This window comes from Halalkalibacter urbisdiaboli (assembly GCF_002156385.1).
Taxonomy (GTDB): Bacteria; Bacillota; Bacilli; order Bacillales; family Bacillaceae_D; genus Halalkalibacter_A; species Halalkalibacter_A urbisdiaboli.
In genome coordinates, this window is sequence record NZ_MVJM01000001.1 from 13,524 (window position 1) to 31,370 (window position 17,847).

Sequence of the window (17,847 nt, forward strand, 5' to 3'; positions counted from 1 at the left end):
ATTTAATAGTCTTATACTTAGAACTATAAATAAAAAAGGGATTTTTTTCTATAATTTTCTATTTTTTTCCGGTTTTTTAGCAAAAATTGTAGTTACTAATTCTAAAAAATAACTTTGAATAGAAAAGGCGAACGTAATAATGAAACAAAAAGATAAACTTTTAACCAAATATTTTACCGAGCATCAATATCAAATCACTCAAAATATTTTTATCATTATGACAATATATTTAACCCTTAGTATTTTTTGGAATGTTCTTTTTACATTCTTTGATCTACCATACTCTAGAGCAAATGTTTCATATCTAGTTACCAGTTTATTAATTGTTCTTCTACTAAGAATTATATTTATTTGGATTCCATCTATGTATCTTCCTCATTTTATACTACTATATGCATTATTACTCTTTACTCTTATATACTTTAGTTCTGGCTATGGCGAGTCTTGGAGTTATTTTTTACTAATGCCGATATTAGCAGGTTTATTTAGTAGTAGAACATTACTTATTTATTACTCATTAATTGGATTAATGACTTTTTCAATAATTTCGTTTTTTTTTCCAATAGGGGATATAAAAATAGATGCAATAGATTTATCTAATCGACTTTTGTTATATATTATAATTTCTACTTTTAGCTACCTATTGTTTAGCAAGTTATTTCAATCATATAGAAATCAAGTAAACATCATCATTGAGTCTATGGAATCTACCCTCGAGCAAACCGTTAAGAGCTTCATAATTGCGATTGAAGCAAAGGATCAATATACATTTGGTCACAGTGAACGCGTTAGTTTATATGCTGTAGAAATAGGGAAAAAAATAAGTGATTATAATGATGAGCAAAATCTTAACAGACTTCGACTGAGTGGACTTGTTCATGATATAGGAAAAATTAATATACCAGAGGTAATTTTAACATCGACAGAACGATTAACTAAAGAGGAATTTGAAGTGGTAAAAACACATCCTATAGTTGGAGCTAGAATGGTTGAACGGGTTTCTAGTCTTGAATTATTGAAACCAGGCGTACTTTATCATCATGAACGTTGGGATGGCAAAGGCTACCCTTCTGGAATACAGGAAAAGGAAATCCCTTTAGATGCAAGGGTAATTGCGATTGCTGATGCTTTAGACGCCATGACCACTACAAGGGCGTATCGTGAAGCTCTGTCCTTTGATGAAGCATTTAAAAGATTAAACAGAGGAAAGGGAACTCAATTTGACCCCTACCTTATTGACATTGTGAATACGATCAAACCTAGGTTACAAAAAGTATATGAAACGTCTTACCATGAACTTAGAGATCTTGAACAAATAACAGATTTTATCTAGTAAATCTAAAAAAGGTGTGTTTTTAAAAGAGGTTCTGTCTTTTTGAGACACACCTTTCTTACTGATAAACAAACGAATTTTAAGTTAATACCCATTTCTGAATCGCTTGTGCAACACCATCTTCTATATTGGTTGCTGTAATCCAATTAGCTGCTTCTTTAACACTTTCTTGAGCATTGCCCATTGCGATTCCAAGTCCTGCCCCCTGAATCATTGCAATGTCGTTTAAACTGTCGCCTAATGCCATGACATTTTCCATTGTAAATCCTAGACGTTGACATACTTTGTTAAGTGCCTTGGCCTTATTTACACCTTTAGCGTTTATTTCTAAATTTGTTGGACTCGAATTACTAACTTCTAATGCTTCGTTATCCGATAGCTCCTTATAAATTATTTCTCGTATTCTATCATCGGGAATATCAAATCCAAATTTCATCCATTCATGTGCAGATAAATCTTCTGGAATCCCTTCTCTCCAAACATTTCCGACCGTTGCACCCCAACAATATGTATTGTATTTTTGTTTTAGCCCCCACATATGTTCAATAAACGCAGTATCTAGTAATGTTCTTTCAACTAATGTACCATTCTCATCCCAAATTTCACTCCCATTTACAGTAATTAAATAGGATTGAAGTGAAAGTGATTTTACTAAATCATCACACGTCGTTCTTGTTCGTCCCGTACTTATGACAACATGAATCCCTTGCTTTTCTGCAGCCTTTATAGCGTTTCGGTTTTCTTCTGAAATTTCATTGCGATTATTCAACAACGTTCCATCCATATCAATGGCTATTAATTTAATAACTTTTCTCCCATCCGTCATTGTTTACAGCCTCCAATCGTTCATTTTAAAAAAACATTGTACTTTTTATCAGAATCATGTCAAAATATGCGCTTCCCCAGGAAATGTTACCGGTTCTATTTCCTATTTACCTCTAATGTTTTGCGTATCATGTGTGAAGTCACTATAATAAATAACATCATAATTTTTTAATGGGGGTCAAATGAAAAAAGTTCAAGTAGTTGCTGCGGTAATAAATAATGAGCAAAGTCATATTTTATGTGCATTACGCTCACCAACAATGTCCCTTGCCCATCATTGGGAATTTCCAGGCGGAAAAATAGAAGATGGCGAATCGCCTGAAGAAGCGTTAACGCGAGAAATTCGTGAAGAACTAGATTGTGAAATAAAGGTTTCCGAGAAAATAGAAAGTGTTACTCACCGATATCCTAACGTATTGGTTCATTTGCTTACCTATCATGCGACGATTATTTCTGGTTTCCCGAAAGCAAAAGAACATGCGGATCTTAAGTGGATTCCTCTCGAACAGTTAGACCGGTTGCGCTGGGCTCCTGCTGACATTCCAACGGTAGAGCTCCTACTCAAACAGATTAGGTCCTAACAACCCTCTCTGTTAGAGGGCACTGAAAAAGGGTGGGTTTCCCTTTTTCAGTACCCTTTAAGTAATGTGCGGAGCCGTTGCCTGGTTTTGAAAGCCCTGCTATGAGTGGTTTTCTCATAGCAGGGCGAGCAACGTGTGGAGCCATTACTCCTTCTTTGAGTTACAAGAAGTAGTTTTTCAGTGGCCTCGCTATGAGTGGGTTTCTCTTAGCAGGCGAGCAACGTGTGAAGCCATTGCTACTTCCTAGCGTGACTTTCAAGGGGTTTTTCAGTGGCTTCCTCTGTTAGGACCTGTTGGCTTTTAGATTTCAAAATCGACACCAATGCTATCAATTCTTCCAACTTCACGAATGTAAGCTGCAACAGCTTGGTGTTCAGCATTCGCGACATAAGCTTCAAGTGCTGCTTGGTCCTCAAAACGTACACTTAACACCACTTGATACTCTTTGCTCTTTTCCGCAACATTTAGTCCGGCATGAATCTCAACGATACCAGAAAGATGATTCTTTAACGCTTTAAAGCGTTCTATAACTCCTTGTAATTGTTCAGCTGTGGTGCTTTCTGCAAATTTTACAAGGACAACACGATTGATCATAATAGGGCCTCTTTTCTAGTGCAAATTTCCAACAATTTATTTTAACTAACATTACTAGTTGATGCAACTCTCATAACCTCGGCTACTTGTGAAGTTGTTCTTCCGCAAAACCTAGTTTTGTAGTAGGATTAAGAGGTCTACCTAATCGGAAAGGAATGTTGACCATGACTTACAAAATGATTGTTCTCGATATGGATGATACCCTTTTACAAGATGACCATTCAATATCACAACGTACGATTGAAGCATTAATGTCTGCTCAAGAAAGAGGGGTAAAAGTAGTTTTAGCTTCTGGACGCCCGTCTTATGCGATGCATGACTATGCTGACCAGTTAAAATTAGCTGATTACGGAAGCTATATTCTCTCTTTTAATGGTGCAAAAATCATTAACTGCAAAACAAAGGAAGAAATCTTTGGCCAATCTTTACCACCAGAAACAGTTCATCAATTAGTTGACTTAAGTCATCAAGAAAATGTTGGCATTCATACATATGTTGGAGATACAATCGTAACCGAGAAAGCCAATGAGTATTCAGATGTCGAGGCCCATCTAACTGGTTTACCTATTGTTATTGCCGACTTGAAAGAAGCCGTTACTGAGCCAGTGGTAAAGGTGTTAATGCTCGAAGCTCCTGAGCACCTAATCCCAGTCGAAGAAAAACTTAAGCAGCAATTAGGAGAAGAACTTAGCATAATGCGGTCTAAACCTTTCTTTCTCGAATTTATGCCAGCAGGGGTTTCAAAAGGGACAAGTCTTGCCCATTTGATTGAACAGCTTGGCATTACACGCGAGGAAGTCATTGCTATGGGTGATAGCTACAATGACCTTGAAATGATTGAATTTGCAGGCTTAGGTATTGCTATGGGAAATGCTCCTGATGATATTAAAGAAAAAGCAGATTATGTCACAGATACGAATAAAAATGACGGTGTTGCCAAAGCAGTCGAAGAGTTTGTGTTACAGCCTGTCACTGAGTAAAAAACAGCTTTATATACGAAAAAAAACAGGGGCTGGGACAAAGGTGTCATTCCCTTTACCCCAACCCCATTTCTGTTTTATGACGTAGGCTATGATTATTCTTCGGTAACATAATCGTCACCTCTGTCCCATACCCTGGGTTGCTCTTATAATGAATCGTACCATCATGAGCTTGTACAATTTTAAAACTAACCGTAAGACCTAAGCCAGTCCCTTTTTCTTTTTGTGAATAAAACGGTTCCCCTAGCTTTTCCATTCGTTCTTTTGTCATTCCACAACCATCATCAATAATTTTTACAATGATATGCTCTTCGGATTTTGAGATTGAAACATGAATATGTGTTGCTTGGGCTTCAGTCGAATTTTTCATAATATTAATAAATAGCTGCTTTAACTGATTCGGCTCACAATCAAGTAAGGACGATTCTGCAACTTCTAAGGACTGCGTCACACCATGTAAATTCGCTTCTGACTCTAATAGTGTAAACACGTCATTCATAATGACGTTCATATCACATGTTGAAAATTGAACCTCCTGAGGACGAGCGAGTACTAATAATTCACTTACGATAGCATTTATTCGCTCAAGTTCATCTAACATAATCCGATAGAAACGGTTCTTATCTTGGCTTTCTGATTGGAACATTTGCACAAATCCTTTTAATGATGTTAACGGATTGCGAATTTCATGGGCAATCCCTGCCGCGAGTTCACCAATGACAGCTAACTTCTCCGTTTTCATGAGACGTTCTTCCGTATCAAGAATTTGTGTTACGTCATTTGCATATCCAACAATTCCAATGATCTCTCCATCACTAATAATTGGAACAGCAGCACAATTTACAATAACCCGTTTTCCTTCTGCATGAATAACATGAATGTGGTCAATTTTTTGTGCATTTTTTTCTTGCAGAACTTTTTTAAACGAACAAATTGCCCGTTTTCTATCTCCTTCAAAGATAAACGATAGGATTGACTTTCCAATACTCGCTACCTTACTATACCCTGTTAATGGTTCAAATTTCCGGTTTAAATCGGTAATATTCCCTTTTAAATCAATCATAAATACTAGTTCTGGATTATATTCAAATAAAGAACGATAGCGAATATTACTTTCCTTTAATTGTTGTTCTGCTAACTTTTTCTCCGTAATATCTCTACCAATAACGACTAAACCCTTTCGTTCTCCGTTCTCATAAAATAAAGGTGTTTTAATCGTATCAAAGGTTTTTTCTTCTCCGTTCGGCAGAGGAATTACTTCCTCACAATATGTTATTTTGCCGTTCATCCACGTCTCTTCATCGGACGTTTCACAATAGATAAGTGCTTCACGATAGAAATCTGTATATTCAGCGAGTTCAGAGTCTTTTTTTCCTCGATAATCGACCCCCTCTAATTGGAAGAGCTTTAAGCCAAAATTATTAGCTTCAATCCATCTCCCATCCCCATCTTTGAAATTCACAAAATCGACCATCGAATTAATGAGAGTTGAAAGCTTTTCTTTCTCTTGTTTAAGCAACTCAAACTCTTCTTTTTTAATTAATAAATAATAAATAAAGACCCCTGTTAATAAAACAAAGACAACCCCTTTTACTCTTTGTAGTAATATATACGTATCTAAATGCAAAAGAGAGAGGAGATAATCGGAACCTATGACCCAAATGGTGCTTACAATCAAATAGATGATTAAAATTCTTTTCTTTCGATTCACCGAAAAAACCGCCTTTTCTACTCGAATCCAACGCATAAAATAGATTTCTTGCAAATTCTATTTTATCAAAATTAATAGAGAAAAAAGCGGTTTTATTAAATATTTTTCTAGATTATTTCATGAAGTTTCTTCCTTCAATATAAGACTGACGATTCTGTTCTTATATAGAGAAAATTATAGTTCTTGCACATCATTTTGTAGCTGTTATGACAACAGGAAACATTTTCTCGCGATAAGTTTGAACAATATCTCCATGCTCTAGTACAGTGTCATGTAACTTCGGATGAATAGATGCGGATGGACTTATATCATTTATTATATCTTCTTGTACTTCTTTTGGTAAATACGGTTCAATAATAATAGAGGAAAAGTTATTTTCAAATAGCTTCTGTTTCCATTGGTCGATTGTTAAAAATGATTGAAACCGATAGAAAGCCTTTATTTTTTCTTGGTCCGGCTTTGGTAAGCTTTCGTCATGTACCATCTCGACAGCTATTAATCTACCTTGTGGTTTTAACACACGCCAGTATTCTTTCAGCGAGTATCGGCTGTCCGTAAACGCAGTAACCGATTCAGATAATAGATAGTCGAACGAACAATCGGGAAAATCTAATGCTTCAGCATCACCGTAAACTACTTCAATTGGGTAATTTGCCAGTTTGAAACGCTGATTCGCTTTTTCGATCATCATAGGATGGATGTCACAAGCTTTAACATCACACTGATACTTTTCATATAAGTAATAAGCGCTTAGCCCTGTTCCACACCCGATATCAAGAATACTTGACGAAGATTGGATTTCCTCGTTATCAAGTAATTTCTTTGTTAAAAGTAAACCTCCTGGATGAGATCCCCCTACTCCGAATTCTGCTAGTGCATCAACATACATTTTATCCCCTCAAATCTTTTAGCATTCCATTTAGACTATGATTCATTTCTTCCTATCGGTCTAGGTCATAAGCCTTTTCTAGTAGCCAATTCCACGAACTACTTAGTACACCTGTCCGTTTCGGTTATTTCATTTCTACATATGATGCAATATAGCCTATTAAAAAGGAGTGAATAAGTTGTCTTTACACTATTATCATATTTGCCAAAAGTATCGTGGGCGTTTAGTGGAAATTAACACTGTTGATGGTCAAGTGCATCGTGGTGTCATTCAAAATGTAACAGATAGAGAAGTATATATTCAACCGGTTGGAGGTTACACAGGAAGTAGATTTGGAGGATTTAGCTATGGCTGGGGCTATCCAGGCTGGGGATTCGGAAGAGGATTCGCTGTTGGAATTGGATTAGGTGCAATTACTTCACTAGCACTTCTACCTTGGTTCTGGATTTAATGATCATTTTATTGCTTATTAACTAAAATAAAGGCTTTCTCAAAAATCGAAAATGGAATAGAAACTCCATACGCTACTCGTCCTACTATGCATACCAACTCATAGTAGGACGTACAAAAGTAGCAATTTCGCATTGCTTCAAGGTTGTCCCAAAGGCACAATCGAGCTATTGGGACAACTTCTATTTATTTAAGGAATAGCCGGTAAAGTTTTTTGGATAAGACACTGAACAAATTCTGGTTCTTTTAATGGTTTACTAAACAGAAAACCTTGAATAATCGGGCAGCCTTCTTGAACAAGAAAATCAAGTTGCTCCTGCGTTTCAACTCCTTCTGCTACAACTAACATATCGATACTATTTGCTAAAGAAAGCAAATACTTAATAATTTGTTTATTTCGGTTTTTTTCAAACATTCCCGCGATAAACATTTTATCAATTTTCAAAATGTCGATATCATAATTAATTAATGATGTCAGTGATGAATAGCCTGTCCCAAAGTCATCAAGAGCAAAGCGAATACCAAATTCCTTTAGCTCTCTGATGACATTTTGAGATTGTTGTTCATTTAATAAAATCGAACGCTCTGTGATTTCCACACAAAGTAATGAAGGATTCACATCATAATGAGAGACAATAGATTTAATGTGCTGAGAAATCCCAGGAACAACTAGCCTTTTCGGTGAAAGATTAACAGAAATCGGCACAACTTCAAGCCCTTGCTCCTTCCACCCTTTCAAGTCGGAACACACTTTATGGAACACCCAATCTCCAATTCCGGCGATTAACCCGTTTTCTTCTGCCAACGGAATAAAACTCATCGGAGGAATTTCCCCTTTTTCTGGATGGTACCAGCGAATAAGTGCTTCTCCACCAACAATGTTGCCTGTTTTCGTATCAACTTTCGGTTGATATTCTAAGAAGAATTCTTCGTTGCGGAGCGCTTTTCTTAGCTCTTTATCGGAGGCAAAATAGCGCGTAACCTTTCTATTCATTGCGGTTGAATAGATTTGGAAATTATTTTTCCCATTTTCTTTAGCGCGAGACAACGCCATATCTGCACTTTTTAATAACGGTTGCACAGACGTTCCATCATCAGGATAGAAACAAATGCCAATGCTCGCTGTCAAAGAAAGCTCCTGATTCTCAAAATGAATAGGTTCTTCAATGAGTGCAATGAGTTTCCTAGCAAAACAAATGACCTCATTTCGCTCCGTCATTCCCTCATGTATAATCGCGAATTCATCACTAGCTAGTCTCGCTAGAAAACAGGATGAATCAATGAACCGTTTTAGTCTAATCGACATTTCGACCAGCACCATATCGCCCATCTCATGACCTAAATAATCATTGATATATTTGAATCTATCCAAATCAAGATAAAACATGGCAAAAGAACGCTTTTCTCCGGCTGGATTTTTCATTTTTTCCGCTAATCTTTTCATGAAAAAGCGACGGTTCGGTAAATCGGTTAAAGAATCATGATGCGACAAATACTTTATATTCATTGTCGATTCAATCGGTTTTGATACATCTGCTACAATTCCAATCAAATGTGTAGCGCTTCCATTTTCGTCCGCAACAATTAACGTTTGATCATGGAGCCATTTCACCTCATTCTTCTTCGTGATAATCCGATATTGATGCGTAAGTTTCCCATTCCTTAACAATTTCTCACGTTTATAATCAACGTTCATGACATCGTCAGGATGAATACTTTTTTTCCATAAAAGTGGATCATGCCGAAACTCATCCAATGAATAGCCAAAAATATCTGTTACTCCGTTTGAAAGATACAAAATCGCACCAGATTGTGCATCCATTGCCCAAATTCCTGCACTTAAATTCTCAGTAATTGCTGAGATAATAGTATCAACATTTTTTATCCTTGTCTCGAATTGTCTGTAGCTCGTAACGTCTTGAAAAGTACCAATCACTCGATGAACTTGTCCATCCTTATCTAACACTGCTTTTCCAGTTTGAATAACCGTTCGGTGACGATGAGCATTTGAAACAATTTCGTATTCTATCGAAAAATCACGTTGATGAACTATACATTCTCTCAATGCCTTAAATACAATGTCAGCATATTCAGACTGGATTGTATTTAAAAACTCCGTCAGCTGTGGTGGCTTCTCAGAGTAGTTAGAAAATAGTTCATACATTTCTTTAGACCAAAATGTGAACTGCAACGTACGATCAATCTCCCAGAAGCCTGTTGTTTGTTTTTCCAAAATACATTCTGTTTGAAAGATGCGTTCAAATTGATTTGTCATTTTATCACCTTATATATCCGGATAAAAAACAGTGACACTCTAATTCATTTCTCTTAAAAAAATCAGTGTAATTAGAGACTCCTAAAAAGCCCTTTTAATCAAACGAAGTTAACTTAGCTCTATTGTACCATTTTTAGCGAATTTTTAAATAAATATATTTAGAATTGTTCAAATTTTAAAAAGCCTAACAAATAGTTAGGCCCGAATTTCTTTTACATTTAATGGATGTAGTGCATGCGTTTGTTCGAAATGTAAAAACGCATCATAGCGCCTCGCTATTTTTGTAGGAACATAATTTCCATAATGCTCATAGCGAGGATTATAACTTACACCGATGGCACGGTGACCAATTGTATGTTCAAATACAGGACGGTTCATTTCATGAAACAGGATATATTTATTGAAGGCACCCGCTTCATGTAAGTACTCTTCCCAGCTTCCTGACCGACCTTTAGGTACTTGCATCACCTGCGCTTTTTCACCCCAACGGTCCGCAGCGATAACAGTTCCTTCAAATGTCCCGAAGCCAACTGCATAAACGTTCTCTACACCGTACTTTTCTCGCGTAAGCTGACCGACGTTTACTAAGCCTTCCTCAGCCATGTCAGTTGCACGAGCATCACCAATATGTGTGTTATGCTCCCAAATGACTCCCTTTGAATCCGGTCCATAATAATCAGCGATAAAATCAAGCGCAGCAACCATATGGCGGTCACGAATATTCCATGATTCATTATCGTTTGTAATCATCGTCCGACAATACGCCTCAGCATTTTTCGCGACAAGCGCATTCACTGCTACATTTAAGGAAGCTTCATCGTCATCCTCGTAGAATTCCCTTGATTCATATAGCTGCCTCAGCATCTCCATTAACTCATTAATACAGTCTTCACCGTATAATGCTGCGGAAACGCCGTAAGATTGGGCGTCACGATGAAATGGTTCAAAGCATGAAAACGCCTTTTTTGCATGTGATGCTGCTGGTGAGTTTGTTTTATCTAAATGAGCAATAACGGCCTCCATAGACTCCCACAGACTATATACGTCAATCCCGTAAAATCCGACTTTGTCCTTCGGTGCTTTATCGTCATTATAGTCCTTTAACCAAGCAATTAAATCAATCATCTCCTCATTCGCCCACATCCATGTTGGCCAACGATTAAACGCGTTTAAAACATCTATAGGGCCTTTTTTATTGCTATACCCTTTTATGTAACGGTTGATTTCGTAACAAGAAGGCCAATCTCCTTCTACGGCAAGGAATGAAAATCCTTTCTTTTCAATGAGCCATTTTGACATCTCCGCTCGTGTTTTATAATACTCCGACGTACCATGAGAGGCTTCTCCAAGTAATGCGAATCTTGCCTTACTTGCCTCTTCAAGCAATGGTTCCATGTCCTCAAGCTTATCAAAACGAATCGCATTCTCTTTAATTGAACGAATAAATTCTTGTTCGTCCTTTAACACGTTTATCACCTACCTTGCCTCTAGTATGTCCATGTATTTGAAAATTAAAGAAGAGAGTATCCCAACAGGTTTTACCCTTTTGATTTGAGATCCCACATTCTCTTGACCGTTTATGAGGAACACGATCGATTAATTCATCCTTTAAACCTCCCCACACCTCATACGCCCAATTCACGGGGTTTTCGATTACTTCAATCACATTTTTAAAAGCTTCATATTGAACCTCTTTATCTTTGGAATCTAGATTGTTAAAATAGATTGGATTCTTTCGTCCAATTCATCCATCTCCTTAATCGCTTTCATTTCTGCAAGTTGGTGAGAATATGTGACAATAAATAATTAGCATCATGGCTAACGCCACAAATTAATGCCGACCCACGTTGGTATTGCCAAGGCAAACCTAAAAAGTAAAGTCCATCAATTTCACTTATGCCTCTTTTATGAATAGGCTTTCCATCAGAATCTTTCACACCTTCGATCGAAATCCATTCATAAGATGGAACAAAGCCCGTTGCCCATATTACCGTATCGAAGGTCTGACGACTATGATCTTCAAACACTACTTCTTTTCCGATAACTGAAACGACCTTTGGCTTAAGCTGTACCTGCTTGTTCTTAATATATCCCTTTAATTCTTTTCCGAAAATCGGGTCCTTCTGTTTTTTAAACCATTTTCCTCGTTTCGTATCAACTCCAGCATACAACAGCCCAAGTCGTTCTAACCAATCGAATATACTTCTTCCTAAAAAACGAAGCGGTAAAAATTTTAGTCGATGACTAACGGCCATTGTCACTTCCCTCTCTTTTGCTAGCTCAAGTGCAATTTGCGCACCCGAATTACCTCCTCCAACAATCAATACTGATGTTTTAGGAATCTGTCTAGGAGAAACATATGAAGAAGAATGGAACTGTAATGGATGTTGTTCATGTTCTTTAAAAACCGGGGGTATATAAGGCTTTTGAAAGGCTCCTGATGCAATGATGACATTTTTCGCTTCAATTCGTCCTTTATTTGTCTCAACATAGAATAAGTCATGTTTCTTGATTATATTGTAAACTAAGGTGTTGCACTTTACGGGAATGTTGAAATGATTAACATAGCTTGCTAAGTAATTTGCCATCTCGTCTTTAGTTGGAAATCCGTCAGCTGAACCGTTCATTCTTAATTCAGGTAGGCAAGAGTATCTTCTTGGAGTAAATAGAACTAATGAATCGTACCTCTTCCTCCAGGAGTCTCCTATTCTTTCATTTTCATCACATACTATAAAGGAAATGCCTTCTTTCTTTAAGTAATAACCCATCGCAATACCAGCTTGACCTGCACCAATTATTACCGCATCGTAATATTCCATACTCGCAACTCCTGAAAATAATATTCTAATACCTATTTGAATATTATTATAAAGAAGCTTGTCCATAAAATAAAGAATAAAATTGAAATATTTTCCTTATACCAAATAACCGGAGCAGTCGTTGCGTCCACCCCGGTTGTTGTTACAGCCCTATCGATTGCTCTTTCTCTTTACGCTTCTTTTGTTGATGCAGTGTTGCTCCTCCTTTTAACACAATAAATAAAAGCACAGCAAGCTCCCCTACCATTCCAACGGATTGTGCTAGTGCCCCAATTACACCATTCCAATTTGGAACAAGGCTTGAGCCTACTAGTAAAATTAGGAACGTAATCAGAAGATTCGTAGATTGAGTAATAAGCATCGCTTTTGTTTGCTCTCGAATAAGAAGGATTCCATTACAAAAATCAATACAAGGAAAGACAATCGTCATGATTAGAAACACATGTAAACAGTCCATACTTGCTTCCACTAATCGTTCATTCGCTCCTAGAACCGTTTCTAAAAAGAGCGGGCCAAGTGGGGTGAAACAAATGATTGCTAACACAATAGCTGGAATGATTCCAATAACCGATGTAAACTGGATGACTTTTTTAGAATTTTCATTATAAAAAGATAGCACAATTTGATGGACGTACGTAAAAAAGCTTAAAATCAATTGCGTAACACTAAGGGCTAATGCATAGGATGCGATAGCAAGCTCAATCTCATTTGTTTTCCCTAGAAATGCATTTATAAAAGGTCCAACCATAACGATAATGAGTGAAGACCAAATTAACGGACTATAAAAACGAAACACTTGTTTTTTTGTTGTAACGGTATGATTGGCTTGCTTCTCTTTAAGTTTTTTGACAAGCAAACGACCCTCAAGATAGCTTACAAGACTTTCGACCATCATCCCCGCTAAAAAGATATACGCGCCTGTAACTGCCGTAATATTTCCTCCTTTAATAAAATACAAAGAAAGTAGATACATAACAATTAAGCGAATAATCATCCCAATCGTGAGCCATTTTGTTTGTCTTTCTAAAATAATAACCCCTTGAAATAAGCAGCGAATCGCAGAGAAAAACGTAACAATGATTAAAATTTGATAAACTTCTATAATTTGACTTACCATCGCAGACTCCGCACCGAAAAAGTAAGTGAAAATCCATTTTCCGATTGGTGTATAAGCAATGGTCGTTGCAATGAACATAAGTACTAGTAACACATATGTAGCTACATGCAAAACGGCTTTAAACGAAACTTTATCTCGAACTAGGGCTGAACATGTATGCCGCAATAAGACGCCCAGTCTTTCTGTAATCGCAAATAAACTCATCGCAATAACATAGCTAGAGATAATGACTTCTGCCTCTTCCCCACGTGCTAATGTTCCGTTGATAATAATATGTGAAAACGTTACCAAACTTGCTGACAACCCCAACGGAATAAAGAACAACAACAGTTTGCTTATAGGTAAAAATGATGTTTGCTTCTCTTCTCTCATAGCCTTCTCTTCTTTCATCGTCTTAACAACGTTGTTATAATTATATGTATATTGTATCATACCACTTATTACAACTAAATAAAGAGCCTATCTCAAAAGTCAATGAAGCAGGGGTATCCCATAAGGGATACCCCTTTTATTACATACAGTACTTCATTAAAAGGTTGGAAGGTTGTCCAAGTTATTTGATGGGTCTCCATCTGCATCACTTCGTAAATGCATATCACCGTCGCGACCTTTAAACACATTCACATGTTCAATTTCGCCATTTTGGGCCATAGCTTGTGCTTGTTTGTAATCAACAACTTGTCCATTTGAAAGCTTACATTCAATAATGTCACCTTCATTGTTTTTGCGTACTGCTATAATTTGTTGACTCATCCTATCGCCTCCTTACCCACTAGTATGTGCCAAGTTTTGTCGTTTATTCATCAATCGGATTTCGAACAACACGCATGAACAGAGTAAGTTTGGGAATAGTACGAATACATGATAGGAGGTTGACGATGGATCAGATGATTAATGAATTAGCCAATTGGCTCGAGAATGGAAAAGGACATACAGTCATGATTCAAAAGAGGGAGATTCAACAAGGGGATGTCATTGACCTTGATAGTGTGCAGCTTCAGTTAGAAGATGTTTCCGTACGAAAAATAGAAGCTCCTGATCCAGATGGATACTTAGCGAAATCAGAAATCATTCTACATGGAAATGGTGAAATTAAAACGGATCGGGGGCAAATGCCCTTACCACAAAACACATATGAAATCCCCCTTTTCGGAAGATTTGAATCGGCGGTAACAGACAACGGATTGCAAGTAAAAACTGAAAAATCCATTTATGATTTGTATAAACAATAAAATAACGAGCGAAATCCACGATAGGATTTCGCTCATTTTTTATGCTGTGAATTTATAATCAATCATTGGTTGCTTGTATTTTTCTACTTTGCATTTGACATACGTTTCCGAAAGCTCAAATAGCTCGGCTACATAAACCAATCCTCCGTAATATGTTTTTGCTTTTTGCAATTCCCCTTGGAGAAGTGATTCATAGACGACACTATCTAGGTCTTCCTTAACCGTTAATATGTAGGGGTTTTTTGCAAATAATTGATATAGCTCCGATATCAACATTGGGCTTTTACCATATTTCTCATTCATCTCGATGATAGCTTGATTAAGTGACAATCCATTTTCAACAAATCTTTTTATCTCTTCTATAAATAATTTGTTTTGGTTCATTATTATCACTCCTTTTATACGTCTAGTTTACCACTATCCGCATTTATTTGAAAGCGTTTTCAACATCATTTTTTTTCTTTATTTTTGTTCAAGTGAATCCAAAACATTTCCCGACTCCTCTTCCTCTGGTAAACGCTCCCTCCACTGCTCAAATTCATCCTTATCAGGCAGAAGTGACTCCAAAGGAAAATCGACAAGCATCGGCTTAATTGTTTCCTCGACAAATTCTTGTCCCCACTGTGAGGAGTTGCTCGTTATATTCATAATTTCTTCTGGATCGATGTTAAAAAAGATACTGGCTGTTACTAGTAAAATTGCCGCTACCAGTACACACTTAATTAACGTACGTACTAATGACAAAACTAGGAATAGGACGAGCAATCCACCGATCATAACAATCCAGTTCTCTTTGGCAAATAAAGTTTCGAGTAAGTCCATGACAAATCCTCCAACAAACTACAAATAGTCGTTCATTTTTTAGTATAATCGAATCAATAATCTCTAAACCTGATTATGGAAAATAACATGATTTCAATGTAGGAGTGAAACAAATGTTTGACCCAACCATATTTGATAATTTAAAGGTCGTTTTAGAAGGCGCTATTTATGATTTGGACTTAGATGGGGAGATTATTGTGACGAATCGGGCTGATTTGCTTGATTTAGCAACGATGTCACGGCGCTTCTCAATGCAATTTCAGATGCAAGGCGCCAAGCAAACCTATCCTGTTGCTGAAATCATTATTTTTTCATCGTTACGGGATTTTGCGACAGAAATGATTGACGGTGATGAAAAACGGGCAGGTTGTGTAATAGAGATTAATTTTTATACAATCATTGATAACGTAGAAGATCATTGTCAAATGATTGAAAAAGCCTTTACGGACATATGGGACCGCCGCCCTTTTATTAATCAAGAGATCTCGTTTAAGTACGGACGGAAAAAACGACTGTTAAACAAAACAAATTTAAACTTCGAGCGAAAAATCAATGAAAATCAAATTGATGATTTAAAGGGAATCGTCGAATATTCATTAGAATCATTAGCATTTTTAACAGAGAACTTTGACCAATAATAGATGAGGAGTTGCTTTCATGGATACAGTTTGGTGGCTTGTTATCGTTGTCGCCTTTTTACTTAGCTTTGTTGGACTTATTTATCCGATTATCCCATCGGTTCTAATGATTTGGGTTGGCGCCATCATCTACCATTTTCTTATTAACGCCGAAATGCTCACATGGTGGACATGGGGGTCTTTCCTTGTATTCACAATGATTCTTTTTGTAATCGATTATATCGCCAATCATTTTTTCGTAAAAAAATATGGAGCGACGAAATCTGGACTACGTGCGGCGACAATTGGTTTAATCGTTGGAAGCTTTATTTTTCCACCATTCGGGATTTTAATTATTCCGTTCTCTCTCGTCCTCATAACGGAATTGGTCCAAAAGAAACCTTTTAATGAAGCTGGAAAAGTTGCACTTGGTACACTCATAGCCTTTTTAAGTAGTACGTTTGCGAAAGCGTGTATTCAACTAACTCTTATTGTTGTGTTCTTACTTGATGTGTTTATCTAAGTTGGTACTAAAATTGGTACCAGCTTTTTTTATTAATCGCCATTTTTTACATACGATAACTTTTTGGTAAACGGTCATTCTATTAGTAACGTAAAACGATTGGGGAGGCTTATTCATGTTTTCATTAATGACGAAAAAAACAAGGTCGTTTTGTAGTAGCGAATATGACAAGTTAATCCGCGTGGTCCTTTGCCCACCACGCTATATGACAATCAAAGATTTAATAAATGAAACCCAAAAGCATTTTAAAGATGAAGGAATTAATATCGAAAAAGCAATGGAACAGCATGACCAAATGGTCAAGACCCTTCGTTCCCATGGAGTCGATGTCATTTTGCTACCGGAACAAGAAAGATATCCTGAGCAAGTATTTACAAGAGATATTGGCTTTACCCTTGGTCAAACGATTTTTGTTGCTGAAATGGCTAGTGACGTTCGCCAAGGGGAAGAGGACGTATTTAAAGGATGGCTCGAGCAAGAGAAGATCTCCTATTATAATTTGGTAGGTGACCGAATTGAAGGCGGCGATGTAATCATCGACCGTAATAAAATATTCGTTGGTTTAAGTGACCGGACAAATAAGTACGCCATCGATCATTTACGCACTCTTTTACCGGATTATGAAGTGATAGTTATTCCATTTACAGAAAAGTATCTTCACCTAGACTGTGTTTTCAATATCATTTCACCACATGAAGCGATTTATTTTCCTGGCGCTTTCACAAAAAAGGAACGCAACATTCTCGAATATCATTACGACTTAATTGAAGTCTCAGAAGAAGAGCAATTTACACTTGGAACAAACGTACTTTCAATTGGAGAGAAGCGAATTTTGAGCCTACCTGTAAATAAGAAGGTTAATGCTCAGCTACGTCAGCGCGGATTTGAAGTAATTGAAGTTGATATTACCGAGATTATCAAATCAGGTGGGTCATTTAGATGCTGTACCCTTCCAATATATCGTGAAGAAAGTGAGTATGCTGCTAACTAAGAATCGTACAGTCCAAACCACTGCATTGCTTTTAGTCCTCTACAATTAAGCTTCTTGTAGAGGATGTGCGCAATGTAAACTAGCTTAC

General features: G+C 37.0%; 19 protein-coding genes. 8 read left to right on the forward strand and 11 right to left on the reverse strand.

Features of this window, described 5'->3' with window-relative positions:
* Positions 1-139: 139 nt before the first annotated feature.
* Positions 140-1,333 carry an HD-GYP domain-containing protein gene (locus tag B1R93_RS00085; RefSeq protein WP_245308147.1) on the forward strand — a complete coding sequence of 398 codons (1,194 nt, stop codon included), beginning with the start codon at positions 140-142 and terminating at the stop codon, positions 1,331-1,333.
* 79 nt (positions 1,334-1,412) lie between these two features.
* Here the strand turns inward: B1R93_RS00085 and B1R93_RS00090 are convergent, their stop codons facing one another.
* Positions 1,413-2,159, reverse strand: a complete 747-nt coding sequence (locus B1R93_RS00090) for a Cof-type HAD-IIB family hydrolase (RefSeq protein ID WP_088101966.1) — start codon at positions 2,157-2,159, stop codon at positions 1,413-1,415.
* A 181-nt stretch (positions 2,160-2,340) separates the two neighbouring features.
* On the opposite strand from B1R93_RS00090, the gene B1R93_RS00095 reads away from it, so the two are divergent.
* Complete coding sequence (locus B1R93_RS00095; RefSeq protein WP_088101967.1) at positions 2,341-2,739, forward strand: (deoxy)nucleoside triphosphate pyrophosphohydrolase; 399 nt, start codon at positions 2,341-2,343, stop codon at positions 2,737-2,739.
* Between the two features lie 300 nt (positions 2,740-3,039).
* Here the strand turns inward: B1R93_RS00095 and B1R93_RS00100 are convergent, their stop codons facing one another.
* Entirely contained in the window at positions 3,040-3,333 is a 294-nt protein-coding gene (locus B1R93_RS00100; RefSeq protein ID WP_088101968.1) for a Dabb family protein, read from the reverse strand.
* Positions 3,334-3,497: 164 nt separating this feature from the next.
* Between B1R93_RS00100 and B1R93_RS00105 the strand changes: the two genes are divergently transcribed.
* Positions 3,498-4,313 (forward strand): Cof-type HAD-IIB family hydrolase, encoded by an 816-nt coding sequence (locus B1R93_RS00105; RefSeq protein WP_088101969.1) that lies wholly within the window; start codon positions 3,498-3,500, stop codon positions 4,311-4,313.
* A gap of 55 nt (positions 4,314-4,368) precedes the next feature.
* Here B1R93_RS00105 and B1R93_RS00110 read toward each other — a convergent pair whose 3' ends face one another.
* Positions 4,369-6,024 (reverse strand): PAS domain-containing sensor histidine kinase, encoded by a 1,656-nt coding sequence (locus tag B1R93_RS00110; RefSeq protein WP_207634104.1) that lies wholly within the window; start codon positions 6,022-6,024, stop codon positions 4,369-4,371.
* Between the two features lie 190 nt (positions 6,025-6,214).
* Complete coding sequence (locus B1R93_RS00115; RefSeq protein WP_088101971.1) at positions 6,215-6,913, reverse strand: class I SAM-dependent methyltransferase; 699 nt, start codon at positions 6,911-6,913, stop codon at positions 6,215-6,217.
* A 178-nt stretch (positions 6,914-7,091) separates the two neighbouring features.
* On the opposite strand from B1R93_RS00115, the gene B1R93_RS00120 reads away from it, so the two are divergent.
* On the forward strand, positions 7,092-7,364 hold the full coding sequence (locus B1R93_RS00120; RefSeq protein WP_088101972.1) for a hypothetical protein: 273 nt from the start codon (positions 7,092-7,094) through the stop codon (positions 7,362-7,364).
* A 189-nt stretch (positions 7,365-7,553) separates the two neighbouring features.
* Here the strand turns inward: B1R93_RS00120 and B1R93_RS00125 are convergent, their stop codons facing one another.
* From B1R93_RS00125 to B1R93_RS00145, 5 genes are all read right to left on the reverse strand, one after another.
* Positions 7,554-9,638 carry a bifunctional diguanylate cyclase/phosphodiesterase gene (locus tag B1R93_RS00125; RefSeq protein ID WP_088101973.1) on the reverse strand — a complete coding sequence of 695 codons (2,085 nt, stop codon included), beginning with the start codon at positions 9,636-9,638 and terminating at the stop codon, positions 7,554-7,556.
* Positions 9,639-9,833: 195 nt separating this feature from the next.
* Positions 9,834-11,105: an erythromycin esterase family protein gene (locus B1R93_RS00130; RefSeq protein WP_088101974.1), complete on the reverse strand. Its 1,272-nt coding sequence runs from the start codon at positions 11,103-11,105 to the stop codon at positions 9,834-9,836.
* A gap of 299 nt (positions 11,106-11,404) precedes the next feature.
* Positions 11,405-12,457, reverse strand: coding sequence for a flavin-containing monooxygenase (locus B1R93_RS00135; protein ID WP_088101975.1), 1,053 nt, complete (start codon positions 12,455-12,457; stop codon positions 11,405-11,407).
* A gap of 142 nt (positions 12,458-12,599) precedes the next feature.
* The gene (locus B1R93_RS00140; RefSeq protein WP_207634105.1) at positions 12,600-13,946 is read right to left on the reverse strand and encodes a multi antimicrobial extrusion protein MatE; all 1,347 of its coding nucleotides are present in this window, start codon (positions 13,944-13,946) and stop codon (positions 12,600-12,602) included.
* A gap of 156 nt (positions 13,947-14,102) precedes the next feature.
* Complete coding sequence (locus tag B1R93_RS00145; RefSeq protein ID WP_088101976.1) at positions 14,103-14,327, reverse strand: DUF3892 domain-containing protein; 225 nt, start codon at positions 14,325-14,327, stop codon at positions 14,103-14,105.
* Between the two features lie 125 nt (positions 14,328-14,452).
* Here B1R93_RS00145 and ymzB point away from each other — a divergent pair, with 125 nt between their 5' ends.
* On the forward strand, positions 14,453-14,806 hold the full coding sequence (ymzB, locus tag B1R93_RS00150) for a protein YmzB (RefSeq protein ID WP_088101977.1): 354 nt from the start codon (positions 14,453-14,455) through the stop codon (positions 14,804-14,806).
* Between the two features lie 39 nt (positions 14,807-14,845).
* Here the strand turns inward: ymzB and B1R93_RS00155 are convergent, their stop codons facing one another.
* Together B1R93_RS00155 and B1R93_RS00160 are read right to left on the reverse strand one after the other, a co-directional pair.
* A complete protein-coding gene (locus tag B1R93_RS00155; RefSeq protein WP_088101978.1) occupies positions 14,846-15,190 on the reverse strand; it encodes a hypothetical protein in 345 nt (114 codons plus the stop codon).
* A gap of 78 nt (positions 15,191-15,268) precedes the next feature.
* On the reverse strand, positions 15,269-15,628 hold the full coding sequence (locus B1R93_RS00160) for a hypothetical protein (RefSeq protein WP_088101979.1): 360 nt from the start codon (positions 15,626-15,628) through the stop codon (positions 15,269-15,271).
* Between the two features lie 113 nt (positions 15,629-15,741).
* Here B1R93_RS00160 and B1R93_RS00165 point away from each other — a divergent pair, with 113 nt between their 5' ends.
* The 3 genes from B1R93_RS00165 (at position 15,742) to B1R93_RS00175 (ending at position 17,759) form a co-directional block, all read left to right on the forward strand.
* Positions 15,742-16,266, forward strand: coding sequence for a hypothetical protein (locus B1R93_RS00165; RefSeq protein WP_088101980.1), 525 nt, complete (start codon positions 15,742-15,744; stop codon positions 16,264-16,266).
* 19 nt (positions 16,267-16,285) lie between these two features.
* Positions 16,286-16,768: a DUF456 domain-containing protein gene (locus B1R93_RS00170; protein WP_088101981.1), complete on the forward strand. Its 483-nt coding sequence runs from the start codon at positions 16,286-16,288 to the stop codon at positions 16,766-16,768.
* A 115-nt stretch (positions 16,769-16,883) separates the two neighbouring features.
* A complete protein-coding gene (locus B1R93_RS00175; RefSeq protein WP_245308148.1) occupies positions 16,884-17,759 on the forward strand; it encodes a dimethylarginine dimethylaminohydrolase family protein in 876 nt (291 codons plus the stop codon).
* The last annotated feature ends 88 nt before the right edge of the window (positions 17,760-17,847 follow it).